We start from the raw sequence: 21,158 nt of genomic DNA, 5'->3' as shown, positions 1-21,158 counted from the left end.
ATTACGCTGTTTTAACTTTTAAACGTTTCATTCTCTTCTTAATATTTCCTTGTACCACATAGTGGTCTATTGTTGGTGCAAATACGTTCATTAACAGTATTGCAAGCATCACCCCTTCTGGATAAGCTGGGTTAAATACGCGAATCAACACCGAGATAAACCCGATTAAAAAACCGTACCACCATTTACCTTTATTAGTTTGCGAACCAGTAACCGGATCTGTAGCCATATAGACAATACCAAAGGCCAACCCACCAATTACTAAATGATGCCAGAACGTTTCGTTCATAAGGCCATAAAAACTACTGCCTTCTTGAATCCATCCTGCATTTACAACACCGTTAAATATAAGCCCCATTGCTAAAGCTCCAAGCACTGCGGAGAGCATGATTCTCCAACTGGCAATCTTGGTGTAGATTAAGAACACCGCCCCTAAAAGAATTAGAAACGTAGATGTCTCGCCAACAGACCCTGGAATAAAGCCCCAAAAGCTATCCCAAACACTGTAAATAGGTTCGTGATTTTGAGCTAAGCTCCCTAAAATAGTTTCTCCAGAAATAGCATCAGGTTGCCCCGCCATTTCTTTTGCTCCTTGTACCCATACCTTATCACCACTCATCCATGTAGGATAAGCGAAGAATAAAAAGGCACGAATGGTAAGTGCTGGATTAAGGATATTCATTCCTGTACCTCCAAAAACTTCTTTCCCAATTACAACGCCAAATATCACAGCAACTGACAACATCCAAAGTGGAATATCTATAGGTACAATAAGCGGCACGAGCATTCCCGTTACCAAATAACCTTCTTCCACTTCGTGTTTGTTGATAATTGCAAAGATAAATTCTATTAAAAGCCCTACTCCATAGGAAACAATAACCAACGGCAGAACCTTCATGGCACCAAGCGTAAAGTTATCCCAAGTAAAGAAATTACCTAGCGGATCCATTCTTAAGGCTCCATCTATAGCTGCATAGTGCTGATACCCTGCATTGAAAATACCAAAAATCAAACAAGGAACAAGCGCCATAATCACCGTGTTCATGGTTCGCTTTAAATCATCTACTGCACGAACGTGCGAGCCAGAATGAGTGGTTTCATTAGGCATATACAAAAAGGTATGCAACGCATTGAAGGCCGGAGCCATCTTGGTACCTCTGTATTTTTCCTTTAGCTTATGTAAATTTTGTTTCAATCCCATATACTACGTATTTTTCATTTTTTCAAAATGAATAATTATCCAATTTCTTTATACATTAAATCGAGACCGTTTCTAATAATCTGCTGATGCGGCTGTTTACTTACACAAACAAATTCTGTTAATGCAAAGTCTTCTGGCGCCACTTCATACATTCCCAAAGCCTCCATTTGATCCAAGTCCTGAACCATACAGGATTTCAGCATTTGCAACGGATACATATCTAAAGGAAAAACATTTTCATAAATACCAGTTACCACAAAAGCTCTATGCTCTCCGTTGGTATTGGTGTCTAGGTCGTATTTTTTATTTGGGGTTAACCAAGAAAAAGTCAGTGCTCTTGAAGTAGAGATCTTATCAAACACTGGTTTATTCCATCCAAAAAGTTCGTAATCGTCTCCTTCCGGAATAACACTTACGGTATTGCTATAATACCCTAAATGCCCTTTAGGCGATATTTTTGTTCCGGTAAGCACATCGCCACTAATTACGCGAACGTTGTCGTTTTTTATACCAGAATCATATAAAAAGGTTGAAGCCTCAGCTCCTATTCTTGTTCTGTAGTATTTTGGCGTTTCTACCTCTGAACCGGAAAGCGCAATAACTCGCTCTGCATTAAACTTCCCTGTAAGTAGTAATTCACCTATAATCACAAGATCTTGAGCAGCAACAGTCCATACAATTTCACTTTTATTAACCGGACTGATTTTATTAATCTGAGTCCCTACGTTTCCAGCTGGATGCGGCCCAGAAACATTGTGCAGCGCAACATCTTTCAATCCTTTAAAAGGAGAGCTTCCGTTTTTCCCTACTCCAACGTGCACCTGTCCAGACGTAAGCTTACTAAGCGCAGTTACCGCAGCCTGCAATTCCTTTTCCTTCCCATGTAGTGAAAAGTCATAGTCATTTGCCAAAGGCGCAGTACTAAGGGCCGAAATAAAAATATCTCTTGGCTCTTGCTTGGTATCAGCGATAACAGCATAAGGACGCTGCATAATGAACGGCCAACAACCAGATTCTAGCAGACGGCCTTTTATAGCCTCGGCGCTAGAAGAAGTTGGACTCATTACGCCAAAATCCTTAAATGTGTCTTCCGCATCGGCTTCAATAAGAATCTTAGTGATTACTCGTTTTGCACCGCGCTCAATTTTGGTAAGCGTACCACTAACTGGCGAGACAAACTTTACAAGTTCATTGCTTTTCGAGTAAAAAATAGTTTCACCCGCTTGAAATTTTCCACCTTCCTTAACCACCATTTTAGGCGTTACAAGATGAAAGTCTGAAGGTCTAATAGCAAAAGTTCTCGATCGAGGTGCGCTTGATAGCGTTTTCTCCGCTTCGCCCTTTAAATTGATGGTAAGACCTTTTTTAATTTTAATGTCTTTGGACATAAATATGGATATTAATAATGTCTTTTTAACACCCTAAATTCCCTTGAAAAGTATCACTGGGGATTATGGGCGTGCAAATTTATAAATTTAAACCAGCATTGCACAACAAAAGCTTATAATTTTCTTTGTTAAAAAATGGCTGAATGGCGTTTCTTTAACTTTTTATTCAGCAAACACATTATTTTTAAAATCCTCTTTGTTAGAAATCTAGATTAATAAGAAGGTAACAATGCCTATTTTTTTTATCTGAAATGTAAATTTAAAACTACACAATAGCAACCAATAAAACGCCTAACGAAATGATCTTCAAATAGATTATTAATAGGAAGCTAAATAATAACCTTCACTAAATTGATAAAACGCATAGACTAAAGAAAAGAAACGGCTTTAAGCAAAAGGCACAAAATTTATTATCTTAGCCTTTCTAAAATCACCTCATGTTAAAATCACACTTTATCCTACTATTTTCAATACTTATCGCTTGTAGCACCTTTGCACAAGTTGAAAAAATTGAACCTTCATACATTAGCACCATTCAATTTAAGGGTTCCACAGACCAAAGCCAACTTCCTGTTATCCGGCTTGGGGAGCGGCTTCAATTGTCTTTTGACGTATTAAACGGACAAGAAGATGATTATTATTACGCAATTACCCATCATAATTTCGACTGGACCCCTAGCGATCTTTCAAAAAGTGAATACTTAGATGGTTTTGATGAAATGCGTATTCAGAATTATGAAAACTCATTGAATACACTTCAAATATTTTCAAACTATCAACTTACCATCCCCAATAGAGATACACGCCGTATTAAAAAGAGCGGAAACTATATTTTAAGCATTTACGATAAATATGACGAACTTATTTTCACACGAAAATTCTTAGTAGTTGAAAACATTGCGACGGTAGGGGTTGAGATAAAACGGTCTCGAGACCTAAGCCTAATCAAGGAAAAGCAGGTGGTGCAATTCTCGGTAAATTCACCAAACCTGCTGTTGGTAAATCCTAAACAAACCGTAAAAACCCTTGTGCTTCAAAACAGCAATCTTAAAACTGCAATTACAGATTTGGTTCCGCAGTACACCATGGGCAACGAATTAATTTACAAATACGACAAAGAAGCCTCTTTTGGTGGCGGCAATGAGTTCCTTTCTTTTGACAACAAAGACGAACGCTCTGCAACCAACGGCGTACGTTCCATTGCATTGACAGATGTTTATGAAAACTACCTTTTTACCAATATAGCAAGGTACGACAGGCCTTACACCTATAACCCAGACATCAACGGAAACTATGTGGTTCGGAACGTAGATGCCCAAAAGCAAAATATTGAGGCCGAATATGTGCGTATGCACTTTAACCTTCAGTACTTCGACGATCTTGGCGACAAAGAGCTACATCTCTATGGGAATTTTAATAATTGGACCATTGATGGAAGCACTTATATGGAGTATGACCCCCAAAGTGACAGCTACAGAAACAGCCGCCTGTTTAAACAAGGCTTTTACGATTATAAATATGTAGTTGTAAATAGAGATGGAAGCATAGATGGCGGTGCCGTAAGCGGCGATTTTTGGGAAACTGAAAACGATTATACCGTAGTGGTTTACTTTCGTGAATTAGGCGGAAGATACGACCGCATTATTGGTACAGGCCATGCTAACTCAACAAATATTTCTAATAATTAAAAAAATTCATTAGTGTCCGACAAAGATATACGACCGCTTCGCAAAATGACTAACGACGTACGACTAGAATTGTAAAGTATTGATAATTAGGTTAATTCCGTTATACATATTTTTAAAATGTTTATCCTTTATTGGAATCTCAATAGCAAGGTGTTATATTTAAATATTACTCTAAAAGCTTACTATTGTTGAAACAAGTGATTTTTTAATTATTTTAATCGGACACTACTAAAAAAAAATAAAAACCTGGCATGATTAAAAGCTAACATATTTTCGTAGGTGATGAAGCGAAAAAAAAGAACCAACCAAAGCGGAAGAAAATCCTTGCGATACCGCGGAACCAAGTGTTTAAACTGCGGACATCCGCTGGATAGAAGCGATGCGTATTGCCCATCCTGCTCACAGATTAACAGCGATAAGCAACTTTCGGCAAAAGATTTTTTTTCAGAGTTTTTAAGCAGTATACTGGTTTACGACTCACGACTGCGCTGCACCCTAAAGGATCTTTTGTTTCGCCCCGGTGTAATTACCAAAAACTACGTTGCCGGACAACGATTAAAATACGCCAATCCGTTTCGATTTTTCTTAAGTGTTTCAATTATATATTTTTTACTGGAAAGTTTTGCTGGGTTTATCGTACCGCCAGATCAAGCGCAACTCATAAATTATAAACCCACAAACGAATCGCCAACCCAAACTTTAATTGATTCGCTATTTATTGACAATCCCCCTTCAACATTTTCAAAACCTTCGCATGGAGACACGCTGAAAGCAAAGACGTTGGGCATAAACTATTATTATTCAGAAAAATTGCTAGACACCTTACCGTTTCTTGAAAGCTACAGCAAACGAAGCGCACTCTACAGCGCCTATTATTACCGCAATAAAATAGAAGCCACCCGCGCCGCCTTAGATAGTCTAGAACATCCTGACAACTTTAAAAATCGATGGGTCTATTCGCGTGCAATTTCACTTTATAAAATAACCCATAATACAGAAGACTTTGTAAATTACGTTATCGCAAAGCTTCCTTTTTTCCTATTCTTTTTCACCCCTGTCTTTGCTTTTTTCTTTTGGTTATCCTATTCCCGAAAAAAATACACGTATATGGAACACATTATTTTCGTCTTCCATATTTTCAGCTTTATATTTTTAACAATGTTAATTTTTAAAATACCAGAAATATTAGTGGGCTTTGATTTTTTTCAAGTATTGCTGTTTGTAATACTAGGCCCATTATATTTTTATCTGGCACTTCGGAAATTTTATGAACAAGGAAAGTGGCGCACATTATTTAAATTTGTATTTTTAAATATTGTATTTTTCGTTAGCTTCATTGGTGCAATTGGTATTTTTGTAGCAGCTAGCGCGGCAATATATTAGCAAAATGGTACAGCAAATAACAAAAGGAATTAAGATATCGGTTAAAACGGAGTTTGACGGTACGTTTATTAAAAACCGGAAAACCCAATATGCCTTTGCCTACTCCATTAGTATCGAAAACCAAGGTAAAGACACCGTACAACTTACTTCACGTAGCTGGAGAATCAAGGACGCCCTAAACAACACTACGCTTGTATCAGGCGAAGGAGTTATTGGCGAAAAACCCATATTGAAGCCCGGAGAGAAACACTCGTACACAAGCGGCTGTCTTTTGCACGCTCCATTTGGCGCTATGAAGGGGTATTACAACATGGTCAACTTTGCCACTTCGCGTAAGTTTAGAGTCTCCATCCCGCTTTTCAACCTCAGCGCACCCTTTTCCATGAATTAAAGGTTACTCCCCAAAAGCTAATACCAAAGCCCCGACTACTGATCCACTGACAACTGATTCACCGACTACTGATTCACTGACAACTGATCCACTGACAACTGTCCACTGACTACTGATCCACTGACTACCGACTCACTGAACCCTAAAAACCGACTCCTCTTTCTTTTCAGTTTGAAGATCTTTATAGTGCATTTTTATAGTTTCATTATTTTTTACTACTTGTGTAATGCTCTTAGTCTTTACCATGCCACGGTCCATAACCAGATTACTCGTTGAATCCCCTTCTCCCGCAGTTTTATGGAAATGAAACAGCTCTTCTTGCGTAGGGCGAACTTTTTCAAACAAAAATTGCGAAAACCATTGCTCTCGCTTTTCTTTTAGCTGCGCTGGGTATAAAGGCGAAGAAGACCATATTTTAGGAGCCAGCGGTTCTTCGGAAAAGTGAGGGGTTTCGCCATCCCAAACTAATTGAAACAATTGAATTGTTTTATTCCAAGCTACTATTATAGCGGTAAACGGCTCAATACCCTTAAAGTTATAAGCTTCAACCGCAGCGTGTAGGTTCTTGGCTTTTAACAAATCGGTTACCACCACTCCCCTGCTTTTTCTATAGGGCGGGTTTCGTTTATGCGCCACAAAGCCACCATTCATCAAAGTTACCAAACGCTTCATTTGGCTAACCCCAATCCAAGTACCACCAGCAAGGGCATCTTTTGGGTAAAGTAATTTTACGTCATCCTCTATGTATGTTTTCGGAAAAATTGTGGCTCGCCCAGGAGCCTCATCGCGATTGGATGTTAAGACAAACCCATTGTTTGGCTTCGGAATAAAAGTAACTGTACACATTTTAACTAGTATTCATTTCTCAGAAAGCTATTTAAAAGCAACCTCCTTTCGGCTGTTTCTGAAAAAAGTTATTGATTTGAAACTTACGAAAACGATTTTAAATTTCAGTATAAAAAATGAGAGTTTTCGGTATTGAAGAAAGATGAAATCTCGTTGTAGAAAAATACCATTTAAATACTGTTACTGAATATTTAATACTGACTACAAGACACTAAATAATTTGTATCTTCGCAATCTTCATAAACACAAAAAACAAATTATTATGGGAAAAGGATTTTTTGAAGTACCCATCGCCGTAAATGAACCTATAAAAAGCTATGCTCCAGGTTCCGTAGAGCGCGAAGAAGTACTTGAAACGTACCGAAAAATGTATAAGGCCACAGTAGAAGTGCCTTTATTTATCAACGGAAAAGAGGTTAAGACACAGGATACCGCTACAATGGCCCCTCCGCATGACCATAAACACGTATTGGGTACCTATCACAAAGCCACAAAGGAAAATGTAGAAGAGGCTATCTCAACCGCATTAGAAGCAAGAAAAAAATGGGCTGCAATGCCTTGGGAACAACGCGCGGGTATCTTCTTACGTGCCGCCGAATTAATTGCTGGACCATACAGAGCCAAAATAAACGCAGCAACCATGCTGGCGCAATCAAAGAATATATTCCAAGCCGAAATTGATTCAGCTTGTGAGCTTATAGATTTCTTAAGGTTTAACGTACAGTACATGACCGAGATCTATGCCGAGCAGCCAGAATCTACATCAGCTGCATGGAACCGTATTGAGCACAGACCTTTGGAAGGATTTATTTATGCAATTACACCTTTCAACTTTACTGCAATAGCCGGAAACCTTCCTGCCAGTGCCGCTTTAATGGGGAATGTTGTGGTATGGAAACCAAGTAACTCTCAAGTGTACTCTGCCAAAGTTGTTATGGATGTGTTCCGTGAAGCGGGCGTACCTGCCGGCGTTATCAACATGGTAATGGGCGATCCTGCTATGATTTCAGACACCCTATTGGCAAGTCCAGACTTCAGCGGTGTTCACTTTACAGGTTCAACTGATGTTTTCCAAGGGCTTTGGAAAAAGATTGGTAACAACATCACAAACTATAAAACCTACCCACGCATCGTTGGTGAAACTGGTGGAAAAGACTTTATTGTTGCTCACAAAACTTCAGACCCTAAACAAGTTGCAACTGCAATGGCCCGTGGTGCTTTTGAATTCCAAGGTCAAAAATGTAGTGCAGCTAGCCGTTGCTATATTTCCAACAGCATCTGGGAAGATGTTAAAGCGTATTTGGTTGAAGATATCCGTTCCTTTAAAATGGGAACTCCAGAAGATATGGGCAACTTTATTAACGCAGTGATCCACGAAAATTCATTTGACAAGCTGGCAAGTTATATTGATGCTGCCAAAAATGACAAAGATGTTGAAGTTATCGCTGGAGGAAATTACGACAAGAGCGAAGGTTACTTTATTGAACCTACGGTAATTGTTGTTAAGGACCCTAAATACACCACGATGTGTACCGAATTGTTTGGGCCTGTACTTACCGTTTACGTTTATGACGATAAAAAATGGACCGAAACCCTACAATTGGTTGACGAAACTAGCGAATACGGATTAACAGGGGCTGTTTTTAGTGAAGATCGCTACGCATTAGAAGAAGCTGTTAAAGCACTTCAAAATGCCGCAGGTAACTTCTATATAAACGACAAACCAACTGGTGCCGTTGTTGGTCAGCAACCATTTGGTGGTGCCCGTGCAAGTGGAACCAACGATAAGGCAGGTAGTAAGCAAAACCTGTACCGTTGGGTTTCCCCAAGAATGATAAAAGAAACATTTGTTTCTCCTGTAGATTACAGATATCCTTTCTTAGGTTAATACCTTTGCCCCATTAAAATTGTTAAAAAATCCGGTGAAAATATTTTTACCGGATTTTTTTATTGCTATCACAAACTTTTGACCTTGTGTTTTTTGGATCTGCAAATGCTATTTTTAAGTTTGGCTTCGCAATAACAAAAGTCCAAAAAAAAGCTGAACAGTTTTACAACCGTCCAGCTTCAATTTTTAAGTGTGTTTTTCCATTACTACTTGTTCTAGTAGCTCGAAAACACCTATTGCTTCATAATTTTCACTGTCTTACTACCGTTCTTTGTCTTAAGGTTCACAATATAAACGCCTGTTGGAAAAGAAGACAAATCTAATTCGGCTTTTGAACCCTCAGGGCGTAAGTTTATTACATTTTGCCCTAATACATTAGTAACGGAAACTTCAGTAATAGCCTCTGCATACTCAAAGAAAACTTTCCCATTTGTTGGGTTTGGATAATATGCAAACTTACTATCGTTAAAGTCATTGGTACTTAACGTAAAGTCTATCCTTGCAAAATATTGCCCTTCATTGGGGTCAATCAACGAGGTTTCTCCAGTATCGGGGTTTAGTCTAAACACACCGTCAAGAAAATTAGTATATACAATATCTCCGTTGTCTAGTTTGGCAACTCCTCTTGCATCATACCCATCCCAATAACCTAAGATTGAACCATCTGCTATTGAAAAACGGTAAATCCCTGGAGGGTTATTTGGAGTGTCAGAAAATACTGCCGCCAATATTACACCTGGTTCTTCTATTTCTATTTGCTGAATAAAATTAACAACACCGGTTTCAACAATCGTACCTAATAGATTACCGTCATAATCCCTTCGTTCAATATTGCTGGTTTCATGATACGAAATATATACTTCTCCTTCGCCAGTATCAATTACATCCATTGGGGAGGTGGATTCAGGTGTGGTGTAAAAATAGCCAAGGTTGTTTCCGTCAAAGTCAAAACGAATAATAGCATTTGAATACGCACCATTGCCGCCTATCCAATTAGTAACCCAAACTTCGCTATCGTTTACAACTGCCAGGCCTCTAATGTTATCAATACCAGTGGTAATACTCCCAACAAACGTTCCTTCAAGATCATAGCGCTCTATTTTGTCTGCCAATTGGTAGGTTACCCAAATTTCATCTTCTACCTGAGTAATGCCTTTAGCCCTTCCACCGCCAAGTGAAATAAAGTTAGGGTCAACAATTTCTCCCGTTTCAACATCCAATAACATTACCTTGGGTTGCTGCACAACGGCCATACGCTCTTGTGAATGTAGTGTAAAAACACCTAAACACAAGAATAGGCTAAAGAGCATTTTTATTACCTGACAAACAAGCACTTACACTGTATTGTATTTACAATTAAAATATAGGCGAGGCCATTATAGCCATCCAAAACAAGATTAGCTCCTGACGTTACCTATACGGAATTAAAAAGCCCATCAAGAAACGTCTTGATGGGCTTTTTAAAAGGTACTGTAAATGTTGTTACTGGAAAACCTTTGTTTCGCCAATTTCGGCATGTTGTGAGTTTTTGGCACTATTATCTGCCTTTACAACCATAACCACAAAACTTAGATTGTCTGCATTGTAATCTGCTGGAACCTCAAAAGTATAAGATTTTGTGTGCTCTTCAAAAGCAGCAGTCTGCGGAATATCGTCTCCAAATAAGTTAGATAATGACTCCCGTAGGGCATCGTCATGAACATAATCTATTATTGGATCGCCCATACCGTAATACGGATGTCCTTCTACTGTATCAAAGTAATTGGCTTGGTCTGCAACAATTCCATTCTCTAATAAATAAACAACCAACTTATCACCTGGCTCAGAGCCATTTCGGTAAACTACTTTTGCATCTACGCTTAAGGTAGCGCCATTAAGTTGTGAGTTTATGGCAACAGAAACATCAGACTCTCTACCTGCAATACTTGTTACGGCATCATAATCATAAGGATCATTCCATCTTTCAGTTCTGTTTAATTGAGTTTGTGGGAAACTATTAGGAACATCAAATTCGGTTTGAAGATCTTCCACCTGCGGGAAATGCATGGGTTCATCACCAAAAGACCTTTTGTGAATTGCTACAACCGAAACGTGATTATTCGTTAACACCTTAGCAGAGTCTATAGCGATTACAGCTTTTAAACAGTAGCCACACCAAGTACCCGTATAATCCTCTATTACAACATTTCTTTTCGGCATATAAACCGAAAATGTTTTTGCTTCAGTAGTAAAGGTTTCGTCATTGACTGTATATTCGGCATAAACCTCATAGTCATCTTCAGTATTAGAAGAATAAGTGAAGCCAGAAATAGCCTCATCGTTTACATAAAAAGTTGCCTCTGAAGCCGTATTATTTCCATCGGAATCCAATAGCCCAAATGTAATGGTTTGATCTGTCATGGCCCGGTTAACATCAAGGGTCAAAGATCTTTCAGATGCCGTTAACACTTCAAAATTAAGTATGTTACTCGTAACACCTTCATACAATGCTTTTACCGAAAATGTTCCCGTAGCATCAAACGTGTAAGTAGATCCGTTTATTTCAGTATCATTTACATAGAGTTTAGCTGCTGAAGTATAGTCTTCGCCATCGCTTCCCATTACCGTGAAAACCACCATTTGGTCTAGGCCGACAACTTCTAATTCATTACTACCGGCATCACTTGTAAGAACTAGCGAAAGGTCATTTTCCTGAGTGATTACAGGATCTTCTTTTTTACTGCAGCCAATGCTTAAAACAGCTATAAAAGCAAATAAGGATAAAATCTTAAAATAGGATAGGTTTTTCATTTGAATAAAGTGGGTTTTTAGGGATATTTAACATTAGTAGATTGACATATAGCAATCCATTTTTATCTTTTTAATTCATTTTTTGAAAGATATGCTTACATTTAGTGCGCTAATATAACGCAATTCTAAAAGAAGGCACGGTTTTAGAATGTTAAAACCATAACTTTGAGCGATACAAAAGTAACTTTTTATTAAAAATATCTTAATATTGCTACTCATTACTTAATTCTATAAAATTTATACAATGAAAAAATTACTTCCCCTACTTCTATTTATGGTTTCATTTTTTGCTTTTTCACAAAATGAATTACCAAAAGTTGACATGAAAACCTTAGATGGTAAGGCCTTCAATTCGCAAGAATTATCTACAGATGATAATGTAATTATTGTGTCATTATGGGCTACTTGGTGTGTTCCCTGCTTAAAGGAACTAGATGCCATTAGCGAAATTTACCCCGATTGGCAAGAAGAAACCAATGTAAAGCTTTATGCTATCTCTATTGATGACAGCCGCGGCGTAAAACGTGTAAAACCTTTGGTAAACGGTAAAGGTTGGGACTATACCATTCTTTTAGATACCAATAACGATTTTAAGCGTGCCGTTGGTGCTGCTACTGTTCCGTTAACGCTTTTGGTAAAGAACAATCAGATTGTTTACAGACATTCAGGCTATAGTCCAGGAGCCGAATATGAACTTTACGAAAAAGTAAAGGAATTCTCCAACTAACATAAACCTTACCAACCAAACTTACATAATGAAAAAACTTATTCTCGGAGCCTTCTTATTAATGGGCACCATCTCCTTTTCACAAGACAATGGCTACTTTTTTGGTGGCTTAGAATCAAATTCGCAATGGCTCGTGCCAGATGATAAAATTGGGTTCGAAACACCCGACGATCGTTTTAGATCCAACAACTATTTACAGTTAAACTATTCGCTCGGCAACTTTACTGCAGGCGTACAATACGAAGCCTACCTCCCTACGGTGTTATTGGGATATTCCCCAACTTGGGAAAATCAAAACGGAATTGGCACATATTACCTTAACTTTAAGAATGAGACCCTAGATATTACAGGGGGATATTTTTATGAGCAATTTGGAAGCGGACTAATCCTAAGAACTTGGGAAGACCGTCAATTGGGAATAAACAACGCCTTTAAAGGGCTTCGCGTTAAGTTTACACCTACTGCAGATATTGATATAACCGGTGTTTACGGCCAGCTACGAAATGGCTTTGACGTTTCCGAAGGAGTTATGCAAGGTCTGGATGCAAATCTAGATATGAGCAGCCTTTTAAACATAGACATTGTTGACCTTACGCTTGGCGGAAGCTATGTGGGGCGTTACCAAGCTAATGGCCCTAACGACTCCATTCCCGCAAACGTTAATGCTTACGGTGGAAGGCTAGACTTTGTAGCCAACAACTTTTACGGAGGTGTTGAGGCAATTACAAAAGATCCAGATGTACTTATAAACGAAGGCGAAGTTACCTCGCCCCAACATTTTGATGGTACGGCACTTTTAGTGAACTTAGGTTACGCTCAAAAAGGACTGGGAATTAGCTCTACCTTTAGAAGGTTAGAAAACTTCAGTTTTTATGCTGATCGTTACGCTGAAGGAAATGTCTATAACGAACAAATTGTAAACTATGTTCCTGGGCTTACCAAACAACACGATTACCTACTGTCTAATATATATGTTTACAACTCTCAACCGCGTTTACTTTTTAGCGATTCTGAAAAAAGAGCAGGCGAAGTAGGTGGCCAAGTAGACGTTTATTACTCCTTTGACAGAGAGTCGCTATTAGGGAAGTACGGAACCAAACTAGCTGGAAACTTCTCGTACTGGGCAGGATTAGAAGCTACTTTTAATGAAGAAGATCAAACTTACGACCCAAAATTTATTGGGAAAGGCGATCGTTATTTCCGCGATCTAAATATTGAAATAAAAAACCGATGGTCATCAAAATGGAGCTCCGTAGCAACATTTCAAGATGTAATTATTGACAAAGGTGTTACCGAAGGAGGCCCATTAGGTACTCAAGGAGACATTAGAGCTCAAATTGCAGTTGTAGAAGCAACACGTCGTTTTTCTGGCGGAAAAGCCTTGCGTTTGGAACTGCAACATCTTTGGATTGACAAAAGCAGAAAAAACGTAGATAGAAAAAACTGGGCTGGTGGTGTTCTGGAATATAACTTTAGCCCCAACTTTACACTTTATGCAGCAGACGCATGGAATTATGAAGGTGAAGGAAAAATTCACTACTACAGCTTTGGAGGAAGTTACTCTAAAGGCCCAGCACGTTTTGCACTAAACTACGGTCGCCAACGTGGAGGGTTAATTTGTGTAGGCGGTGTATGTAGATATGTACCCGAAAACACCGGTTTAACCGCAAACTTGGTTGTAACTTTTTAACAAGTCAACAGCTTTAAAAAAACACCAATCCCTTTTTGATGAAAAATTCAAAAAGGGATTTTTTGTCAATAAGGTGTTTGTTCCTTGAATTTATATACGCTAGAAAAGAATGTATTTCAATGTTGAATTTGAAGGGATTCCACACTAATAGGTTAAGGTTGATTTATACTAAAGCGCTTCCCCTCCTCCTATAAGAGTATTAAAAACAGAAGGTACACATAGAATCACCAAAAGATTATCACTGCCCATTATACAGGTGATTGTCCAGAACAGAGCTGGCAATATTCTTTATTCTTTTTCAACCCTCTTTTAATTTCGACCTATTGCTACAAACAAATCTATTTGTCTTGTCGGCATATACTATTTACCAAACGGTTATATCCTATAAAAACAGCTAAAGAAAAACTAGGGTAAAACAAAAATGCCCCGAAGAAAACTTCAGGGCACATTTATATAAATATAATCTAAGCCTTATTTAACTACAATGCGTGTAGTCTGGGTTGCTCCTTTTTCATTGTTGAACTGAAGGATATAAGACTGTGGATTTAAGTTAGACATATTTAAAGTTTGGCGACCGGTTTCAAAATTCGCTTGCTTAACAACACGACCTTGAAGATTGTAAACCATCAAACTCACCGGCTCATTAACGTTTACAACAAGTTCATCACGAACCACTGTTGACTCAAGCGTTAAGTTAATCGTAGTGTTATCAGTAACACCCAAAGTTGGGTTATAACGATATGTAAAAGTCAATGGAGTTCCTATTTCAGTAACCCCGTCTGCTTCATATTGGTGGAAGGCAAGTTCATATTCAATCATATTGGTGCCATCTCCAGGATCTCCGTTCAAAATATGGTCACCACCTGGTGTTGTTTCACCTGCTTCAATAGGAAGAACATTTGGTGATGGTGGCGCTGTAAACCCAACATCAACGCCAGTATAGCATTGCCCAGCGTAGCATATTTCAAACATAGAACCATCAGCATTGGTTGCCGACACAAATTCAAGTCTTGAGTATATAGTTTCTGAGGGGTTATCGTTAGTTACAAAAAATATGTAATCAGCTCCTGTATTATAACCATAGGTTCCATATTCCAGCACATCACCTTCCTGCAGTACGTTTCCATTGTTATCGGTTACGGTGTACTGTGCATTCGCAACAGCAATTGAGCCAATCAAGGCTAAAAAAAGTAGTTTAAGTTTCATTTTTCTAAGTTTTTAGGATTAATTCTATTTAAAGTTAGTTTCTAAGTTACACAAATGTAAAGATATTTATTACAAAACGTTAAGGGTTTGGACCTTCTAATCCAATAATTTAACAGTTTTAAGTAAAATTTAGTCCTCTAATCACTGTAAATTAAAAGATTAGCCCTCTTCACGCGTGTCATTTACGCTATTAAACACGCAAAATCAATGAATTAAAAAATTAACCACATAATCAGAAAATCAAAAATTATAAAAACACTATCTTTACATAAAACACAGCATCATAAATTTAATCTAACTCTATAAAAGCTACTAATCATGTTAAAAAAACTACTTATTACAACAGTTCTTACATTAGGTGTATTAGGCATGAATGCCCAAACAATTGTATCGACCTCCCCTGAAAACAGAAATGTTATTCTAGAAGAATTTACAGGTATTCATTGCGTTTACTGTCCTTCTGGACATCAAATTGCACAAGGCATTAAAGATGACAATCCAGATGATGTCTTCTTAATCAATATTCATGCGGGGGGATATGCAGTTCCCGGAAACAACGAACCCGATTTTAGAACACCATACGGTCAAGCCCTAGCTAACCAATCTGGCCTTATTGGATACCCAGCAGGCACTGTGAATCGTCAAAATTTTCCAGGAAAAGAACAAGGAGCGCCTGGCTCTACGGCACTAAGTAGAAATTATTGGGCTTCTACCGCCAACGAAGTATTATCAGATGGCTCCTACTTAAACATGGCCGTTACGGCACAAATTGAATCGGCCACCAATGTTATGACTATACATGTTGAAGGTTATTATACCGGAGACAGCCCAGAAAGCACAAATTTATTGAATATCGCCATTGTACAAAACAACACTACAGGTCCACAAACTGGTGGCGGGCAAGGTAGTAATTACAATCATATGCATCGTTTAATTGATATGGTAACCGGGCAGTGGGGTGAAGAAATAACCCAAACTACAGAAGGAACCTTTATAGAAAGAGACTATACGTATCCAATTCCTCCTCATAACAATTTTGTGCCGGTAGAAATAGGAGAATTGGAAGTTGTAGTATTTATGACGGAGACACATCAAGGAATTATTAGCGGTAATGGCACCACTCCAGTGGTAACGACAACGCACAACAACGACGGTAATGTAAGATATATAGAAGATTTTAAAGCCACTTGCTTAGGCAATGATGCAACTATTACTCCCCGAGTTAACATACAAAATGCCGGTTCAGACCCTATTTCTTCATTAGATATTGATTACACCATGAATGGAGTTGCCGCCACCTATTCTTGGTCGGGCAATCTTCCGTCGTTGACAAGTGAAACAATTACATTACCCGAAATCACCTTTACAACCGAAGCAACAAATTCATTTGAAGTATCCATCCCCAATGATGACTATAATGATAGCAACTCAAAATCATACTCATTTAATCAGTCACCAATGGGTACAGGAGTTGTAAATATGGAATTGGTAACTGATTCCTACGGAAGTGAATGCAGATGGAACCTTAAAGATAGCGCTGGCAATATTGTTTATAATGGCGGCCCATATGGAAATGGAGTGACTATTAACGAGGAGTTTATTTTAAGCGAAGATTGCTATTCATTCCAAATCATAGACACCTACGGAGACGGAGGAGCTTCCGTTACCCTTACCGATAATGAAGGAAACGAATTGTATGTAACCGATGGCAATTATGGATCTGGAGAAATTTCAGATTTTTCCAGTAACGGTGTACTTGGTGTAAACCAGACCCAAATGGACGCTATCAGCCTGTATCCAAATCCGGCCACTTCAACAATAAATTTAAAAAATGCTGAAAATGCAAACGTTCAAGTATTTGATGTGCTCGGAAAAATGCTTTTCTCGGTAAATAATATTTCAACCAATGAGCAGGTTGATGTTGCAAAGCTTCATTCTGGAACCTACTTTATGAAAATCACAAAAAACAATAAAGTAATAACAAAAAGATTCTTAGTTTCTAAATAAGAGAGATTCTTAAAATCAGTAAAATTAACAATAAAAAAATGCTCAGGAGACCTAAAAAAACCGCCAAATTTGGCGGTTTTTTTTTAATTTCAAACTGCAAAATAGATCTCATCAAAAAAAACACCTTATATTTAATTAGTCGTGTCCGACTAAGACTTAAGGTCACTACGCTATGAGAGGTAAAACTTGATCCCGAATAGATTGATAATTAGGTTAGGTTGATTAAGCAAAACTCATTTTTATTAAACCCTAGTTGTAAATTCAATAGTATAATTAAAATTAACAAAAAAGCTTCAAGAACCTAATATCACTCAGTTAATTGATTTTTTGAATATTGTAATCGGACACTACTAATATTTAAAATAGGTATAAGCATTGGAAGGGCTTAAAAGAGATTATCTAAATTTATTAATAAGCTTTGATATATCGAGAAAAACTAGGGAATTAACGTAAAACCCTTTCATGATTTTAACATTAAAAACCTTAAAAACTAGCTTTTAAGTTCTTTGAATAAATTATAAAAAAGTACATTTGTAGAATAATCTAATTTTACAACTTAATAAACTTAAAGTCATGTTAAAAAAATTACTCCTCAGCTCGGCTGTTGGATTATTTGCTTTTGCCACCTATGGGCAAACGATAGTTTCAACATCCCCGGAAGATCAAAACGTAGTTCTTGAAGAATATACAGGTATCTACTGTGGCTATTGTCCAGATGGACATGCCATTGCGCAAGCTATACAAGACGCAAACCCAGATCGTGTATCTTTAATTAACATTCACCAAGGCGGCTACGCCAACCCCTCAGGAAACGACCCAGATTTCAGAACTCCATGGGGCAATGCAATTGTTAACCAATCATACTCTGGTGGTGGTTTTGGCTACCCATCTGGATCTGTAAATAGACACGAATTCCCAGGTCGCTCAATGGCATCTGGTGGCGGAACAGCAATGTCTCGTTCTTTTTGGACTACCTCAGCGAATGAAACACTAGCAGAGCCTTCACCGGTAAATGTTGCCGTAGAAGCATCTATAGACATTAACACCAAGGTCCTGACCGTTCATGTAGAAGGCTATTATACAAGTGACAGCCCTGAAGCAACGAACAAATTAAATGTTGCTTTATTACAGAATAACACTAGAGGACCACAGTCAGGCGGAGGACAAGGAAGCAATTACAACCATATGCACCGTCTAGTAGATTTACTAACGGGCCAATGGGGTGAAGATATAACCACTACCACTTCTGGCACCTTTGTAGATCGTACCTTTACATACCCTATACCAGAGGATTATAATGGTATACCTACAGCCCTTGCTGATATGGAAGTTGTTGCCTTTATTACAAATACACGTCAAGAAATACCAAGCGGAAGCAGTGTTTACCCTTCATATACTGGGCTTGTGTACTCTAATGATGCTAGCATAAGTTCTATTGCCGAGATACCAAGCACTTGTGACGCCAACGTTGCACCAGAAATTTCTGTTGAAAACTTGGGGCAAGATCCAATTACCTCTTTAGAAATTGAATACATCATTAACGGTGAAACAAACACCTATAACTGGACCGGAAACATTCTGTCGCTTCACAGCGAAACTATTGAACTACCTGAGGTTTCCTATACACTTCAAGGAACCAACACAGTTGAAGTTAGTTTACCAGATGACGAAAACAATGCCAATAACAGTACTTCTGTTACATTTGATGAAGCACCAGCCGGTACAGGTACAGTACAAATGGTACTGAATGTTGACAACCGCGGTACTGATATCAGATGGTACGTTTACAACTCTAATGGCACTGCGGTTTATCGAGGTGGCCCTTATGAAAATGGAAACCCACAAACTGTTTATGAAATGTTTGAACTTCCAGAAGATTGCTACGAATTCCGTATTTTAGATACAGCTAGTAACGGAGGTGGAGCAATCACACTAACAGATAGTGATGGCACAGTTTTATATGAAACCGATGGAAATTATGGTAACGGAGAGCGCTCACCATTCTCTAGTAATGGAGTTCTTGCCGTAAACCAAAACGAAATTGGAAACATCAGCTTATATCCAAACCCAGCAACTTCAACTATTAACTTGAGAAATGCTGAAAATGCATACATTCAAGTGTTTAATGTATTGGGGAAAATGATCTTTGAAATGGATAACATTGCCATGGATCAGCAAATAGACGTTGCAAAACTTCAAACTGGAACCTATTTTATGAAAATCTCCAAAGACAATAAGGTTTTCACAAAACGATTCTTAGTTACTAACTAATAGGAATTGTTATATATTTTCAAAAACCCCGATTCGTTCGGGGTTTTTTATATTTACAAATAGTAGTGTCCGATTAAAATAATTAAAAACCACTTGTTTCAACAATAGTAAGCTTTTAGAATACTATTAAAATATAACACCTTGCTATTGAGATTCCAATAAAGGATAAACATCTTAAAAACATGTATAACGGAATTAACCTAACTATCAAGACTTTACAATTCTAGTCGTATGTCGTTAGTCATTTAGCGAAGCGGTCGTACATCTTTGTCGGACACTAATGATTTACAAACCTTCCTTTTTTGCCGAAGGAAGCATTTTTATTCATTCACATTTTTTATGAAATATTCAATCAACAACGAGGAAACGGTTTTTAATGGCCATTACAAAATGGTGCAGGCAGAAGTAACCTATGATACTTTTGATGGCAACACTATTACTACCGATAGGCTCGCCTTTGAACGCGGCGATTCGGTTGCTATTTTACTGATAGAAAAAGAAACCCAAAGCGTATTGCTCACCAAGCAGTTTCGTTATCCCAGCTGTAAACACAACGAAGGCTGGCTGGTTGAAATACCCGCTGGATCCTTGGAAGAAAATGAAGATCCAGAAAATTGTGTAATCCGCGAAGTAATGGAAGAGTTGGGGTATCGTGTAAACAAGCCCAAACATATTAGCACGTTTTATGCATCACCAGGAGCTGGTACAGAGCGCATGTTTTTATTTTTTGCTGAAGTTTCGCAAAAAGACAAGCTTGAAAAAGGAGGCGGAGTTGACGCAGAAAACGAAGACATCCAATTAGTAAAATTTCCAATTTCTGAATTACAATCGAAAATTATGGAATTTAAAGATGCTAAAACTTTGGTTGCCCTGCAGTGGTTTCTATTAAATGAATAATTGTAAAATTGTTGTACCGACAGGCAGTACTGCGGAAAAGTTGCCATCTGTCTCCAACCGTAATTCAGGACAACGACTTGTATCTAACGGTATTTCGGGACAGGTTGCGACTTCTATCTAACCGAACTTTAGGACAAGTCACGACTTGTCCCTACTTGTATTTCAACGGTAAATGCACGACGCTTTTGGTTTCAAAAAACGCTTCCTCAAAAAACGCCTCTAGCGGATAAACAGTGGCTTTAGGATATAGCTTCAACTCTTCAGACAAATCGCCACCTTTAAGGTATAGAATTCCGTTTTTGCGTTCGTGAAGGCTTTTTTTAGCAACTTTCCCTTTTACCCAATGCACAAAAGTTTCCATTTGCGCTACGGCCCTGCTCACAATAAAGTCATACTTTCCAGAAATCTGCTCCACACGATCGTTACTCGTTTTCACATTCTCTAATTGAAGACCAGCAACTACTTCATTTACAACTTTTATTTTCTTACCGATACTGTCAACAAGATGAAATTCTACTTCGGGATACAAAATTGCCAATGGAATACCGGGAAAACCACCACCTGTGCCCACGTCTAAAATCTTTGAACCCGGACGAAATTCTTGAACTTTTGAAATTCCGAGCGAATGCAAAACGTGCCTTAGGTATAGCTCATCAATATCCTTTCGCGACACAACGTTTATCTTTAAGTTCCAATCCTCATATAGTTTCTGCAGCAATTCAAACTGTTTAATTTGATGGTCAGAAACGTCGGGAAAATATTTTAATATCAGGTCCATAATTTAA

General features: G+C 38.2%; 16 protein-coding genes. 9 read left to right on the top strand and 7 right to left on the bottom strand.

Annotated features, from left to right (window positions below; all coding sequences use genetic code 11):
* Position 1: 1 nt before the first annotated feature.
* Both QPK98_RS07600 and QPK98_RS07595 read right to left on the bottom strand, forming a co-directional pair.
* Positions 2-1,201, bottom strand: coding sequence for an NADH:ubiquinone reductase (Na(+)-transporting) subunit B (locus QPK98_RS07600; RefSeq protein ID WP_310992544.1), 1,200 nt, complete (start codon positions 1,199-1,201; stop codon positions 2-4).
* A 35-nt stretch (positions 1,202-1,236) separates the two neighbouring features.
* Positions 1,237-2,589 carry a Na(+)-translocating NADH-quinone reductase subunit A gene (locus QPK98_RS07595; RefSeq protein WP_310992543.1) on the bottom strand — a complete coding sequence of 451 codons (1,353 nt, stop codon included), beginning with the start codon at positions 2,587-2,589 and terminating at the stop codon, positions 1,237-1,239.
* A gap of 437 nt (positions 2,590-3,026) precedes the next feature.
* Between QPK98_RS07595 and QPK98_RS07590 the strand changes: the two genes are divergently transcribed.
* The 3 genes from QPK98_RS07590 to apaG all read left to right on the top strand — a co-directional run bounded on the left by QPK98_RS07590 (position 3,027) and on the right by apaG (position 6,051).
* On the top strand, positions 3,027-4,277 hold the full coding sequence (locus tag QPK98_RS07590; RefSeq protein ID WP_310992542.1) for a type IX secretion system plug protein: 1,251 nt from the start codon (positions 3,027-3,029) through the stop codon (positions 4,275-4,277).
* A 282-nt stretch (positions 4,278-4,559) separates the two neighbouring features.
* The gene (locus QPK98_RS07585; protein ID WP_310992540.1) at positions 4,560-5,660 is read left to right on the top strand and encodes a DUF3667 domain-containing protein; all 1,101 of its coding nucleotides are present in this window, start codon (positions 4,560-4,562) and stop codon (positions 5,658-5,660) included.
* A 4-nt stretch (positions 5,661-5,664) separates the two neighbouring features.
* A complete protein-coding gene (gene apaG, locus QPK98_RS07580; protein WP_310992539.1) occupies positions 5,665-6,051 on the top strand; it encodes a Co2+/Mg2+ efflux facilitator ApaG/CorD in 387 nt (128 codons plus the stop codon).
* A gap of 132 nt (positions 6,052-6,183) precedes the next feature.
* Here apaG and QPK98_RS07575 read toward each other — a convergent pair whose 3' ends face one another.
* Positions 6,184-6,897, bottom strand: coding sequence for an NRDE family protein (locus QPK98_RS07575; RefSeq protein ID WP_310992538.1), 714 nt, complete (start codon positions 6,895-6,897; stop codon positions 6,184-6,186).
* Between the two features lie 262 nt (positions 6,898-7,159).
* On the opposite strand from QPK98_RS07575, the gene pruA reads away from it, so the two are divergent.
* Positions 7,160-8,785, top strand: a complete 1,626-nt coding sequence (gene pruA / locus QPK98_RS07570; protein ID WP_310992536.1) for an L-glutamate gamma-semialdehyde dehydrogenase — start codon at positions 7,160-7,162, stop codon at positions 8,783-8,785.
* 233 nt (positions 8,786-9,018) lie between these two features.
* Here pruA and QPK98_RS07565 read toward each other — a convergent pair whose 3' ends face one another.
* Both QPK98_RS07565 and QPK98_RS07560 read right to left on the bottom strand, forming a co-directional pair.
* Positions 9,019-10,095, bottom strand: a complete 1,077-nt coding sequence (locus QPK98_RS07565) for a T9SS type A sorting domain-containing protein (protein ID WP_310992534.1) — start codon at positions 10,093-10,095, stop codon at positions 9,019-9,021.
* Between the two features lie 172 nt (positions 10,096-10,267).
* Positions 10,268-11,575 (bottom strand): Omp28-related outer membrane protein, encoded by a 1,308-nt coding sequence (locus tag QPK98_RS07560; protein ID WP_310992532.1) that lies wholly within the window; start codon positions 11,573-11,575, stop codon positions 10,268-10,270.
* Between the two features lie 244 nt (positions 11,576-11,819).
* Here QPK98_RS07560 and QPK98_RS07555 point away from each other — a divergent pair, with 244 nt between their 5' ends.
* Entirely contained in the window at positions 11,820-12,302 is a 483-nt protein-coding gene (locus QPK98_RS07555) for a TlpA family protein disulfide reductase (RefSeq protein WP_310992531.1), read from the top strand.
* A gap of 28 nt (positions 12,303-12,330) precedes the next feature.
* Positions 12,331-13,992: a DUF6029 family protein gene (locus tag QPK98_RS07550; protein WP_310992530.1), complete on the top strand. Its 1,662-nt coding sequence runs from the start codon at positions 12,331-12,333 to the stop codon at positions 13,990-13,992.
* A gap of 471 nt (positions 13,993-14,463) precedes the next feature.
* On the opposite strand, the gene QPK98_RS07545 is transcribed toward QPK98_RS07550, so the two are convergent.
* Entirely contained in the window at positions 14,464-15,198 is a 735-nt protein-coding gene (locus QPK98_RS07545) for a T9SS type A sorting domain-containing protein (RefSeq protein WP_310992528.1), read from the bottom strand.
* Between the two features lie 318 nt (positions 15,199-15,516).
* On the opposite strand from QPK98_RS07545, the gene QPK98_RS07540 reads away from it, so the two are divergent.
* From QPK98_RS07540 to QPK98_RS07530, 3 genes are all read left to right on the top strand, one after another.
* Positions 15,517-17,205: a T9SS type A sorting domain-containing protein gene (locus QPK98_RS07540; protein ID WP_310992527.1), complete on the top strand. Its 1,689-nt coding sequence runs from the start codon at positions 15,517-15,519 to the stop codon at positions 17,203-17,205.
* A 573-nt stretch (positions 17,206-17,778) separates the two neighbouring features.
* On the top strand, positions 17,779-19,476 hold the full coding sequence (locus tag QPK98_RS07535; protein WP_310992526.1) for a T9SS type A sorting domain-containing protein: 1,698 nt from the start codon (positions 17,779-17,781) through the stop codon (positions 19,474-19,476).
* A 339-nt stretch (positions 19,477-19,815) separates the two neighbouring features.
* A complete protein-coding gene (locus tag QPK98_RS07530; protein ID WP_310992524.1) occupies positions 19,816-20,373 on the top strand; it encodes an NUDIX domain-containing protein in 558 nt (185 codons plus the stop codon).
* Between the two features lie 151 nt (positions 20,374-20,524).
* Here the strand turns inward: QPK98_RS07530 and rsmG are convergent, their stop codons facing one another.
* The gene (gene rsmG, locus QPK98_RS07525; protein WP_310992523.1) at positions 20,525-21,151 is read right to left on the bottom strand and encodes a 16S rRNA (guanine(527)-N(7))-methyltransferase RsmG; all 627 of its coding nucleotides are present in this window, start codon (positions 21,149-21,151) and stop codon (positions 20,525-20,527) included.
* Between the last annotated feature and the right edge of the window lie 7 nt (positions 21,152-21,158).

Origin of the sequence: Aequorivita marina, from assembly GCF_031631895.2 — a bacterium.
Lineage (GTDB): Bacteria > Bacteroidota > Bacteroidia > Flavobacteriales > Flavobacteriaceae > Aequorivita > Aequorivita marina.
The sequence above is the reverse complement of the archived record's forward strand: the minus strand, read 5'-3'. Positions and strand labels throughout refer to the sequence as shown.

Coding starts and splice junctions, on each gene's coding strand:
- QPK98_RS07530 (WP_310992524.1), top strand. CDS start 19,816: ATGAAATATTCAATCAACAACGAGGAAACGGTTTTTAATGGCCATTAC.
- QPK98_RS07550 (WP_310992530.1), top strand. CDS start 12,331: ATGAAAAAACTTATTCTCGGAGCCTTCTTATTAATGGGCACCATCTCC.
- QPK98_RS07545 (WP_310992528.1), bottom strand. CDS start 15,198: ATGAAACTTAAACTACTTTTTTTAGCCTTGATTGGCTCAATTGCTGTT.
- QPK98_RS07560 (WP_310992532.1), bottom strand. CDS start 11,575: ATGAAAAACCTATCCTATTTTAAGATTTTATCCTTATTTGCTTTTATA.
- QPK98_RS07540 (WP_310992527.1), top strand. CDS start 15,517: ATGTTAAAAAAACTACTTATTACAACAGTTCTTACATTAGGTGTATTA.
- rsmG (WP_310992523.1), bottom strand. CDS start 21,151: ATGGACCTGATATTAAAATATTTTCCCGACGTTTCTGACCATCAAATT.
- apaG (WP_310992539.1), top strand. CDS start 5,665: ATGGTACAGCAAATAACAAAAGGAATTAAGATATCGGTTAAAACGGAG.
- QPK98_RS07585 (WP_310992540.1), top strand. CDS start 4,560: ATGAAGCGAAAAAAAAGAACCAACCAAAGCGGAAGAAAATCCTTGCGA.
- QPK98_RS07575 (WP_310992538.1), bottom strand. CDS start 6,897: ATGTGTACAGTTACTTTTATTCCGAAGCCAAACAATGGGTTTGTCTTA.
- pruA (WP_310992536.1), top strand. CDS start 7,160: ATGGGAAAAGGATTTTTTGAAGTACCCATCGCCGTAAATGAACCTATA.
- QPK98_RS07600 (WP_310992544.1), bottom strand. CDS start 1,201: ATGGGATTGAAACAAAATTTACATAAGCTAAAGGAAAAATACAGAGGT.
- QPK98_RS07555 (WP_310992531.1), top strand. CDS start 11,820: ATGAAAAAATTACTTCCCCTACTTCTATTTATGGTTTCATTTTTTGCT.
- QPK98_RS07595 (WP_310992543.1), bottom strand. CDS start 2,589: ATGTCCAAAGACATTAAAATTAAAAAAGGTCTTACCATCAATTTAAAG.
- QPK98_RS07590 (WP_310992542.1), top strand. CDS start 3,027: ATGTTAAAATCACACTTTATCCTACTATTTTCAATACTTATCGCTTGT.
- QPK98_RS07565 (WP_310992534.1), bottom strand. CDS start 10,095: ATGCTCTTTAGCCTATTCTTGTGTTTAGGTGTTTTTACACTACATTCA.
- QPK98_RS07535 (WP_310992526.1), top strand. CDS start 17,779: ATGTTAAAAAAATTACTCCTCAGCTCGGCTGTTGGATTATTTGCTTTT.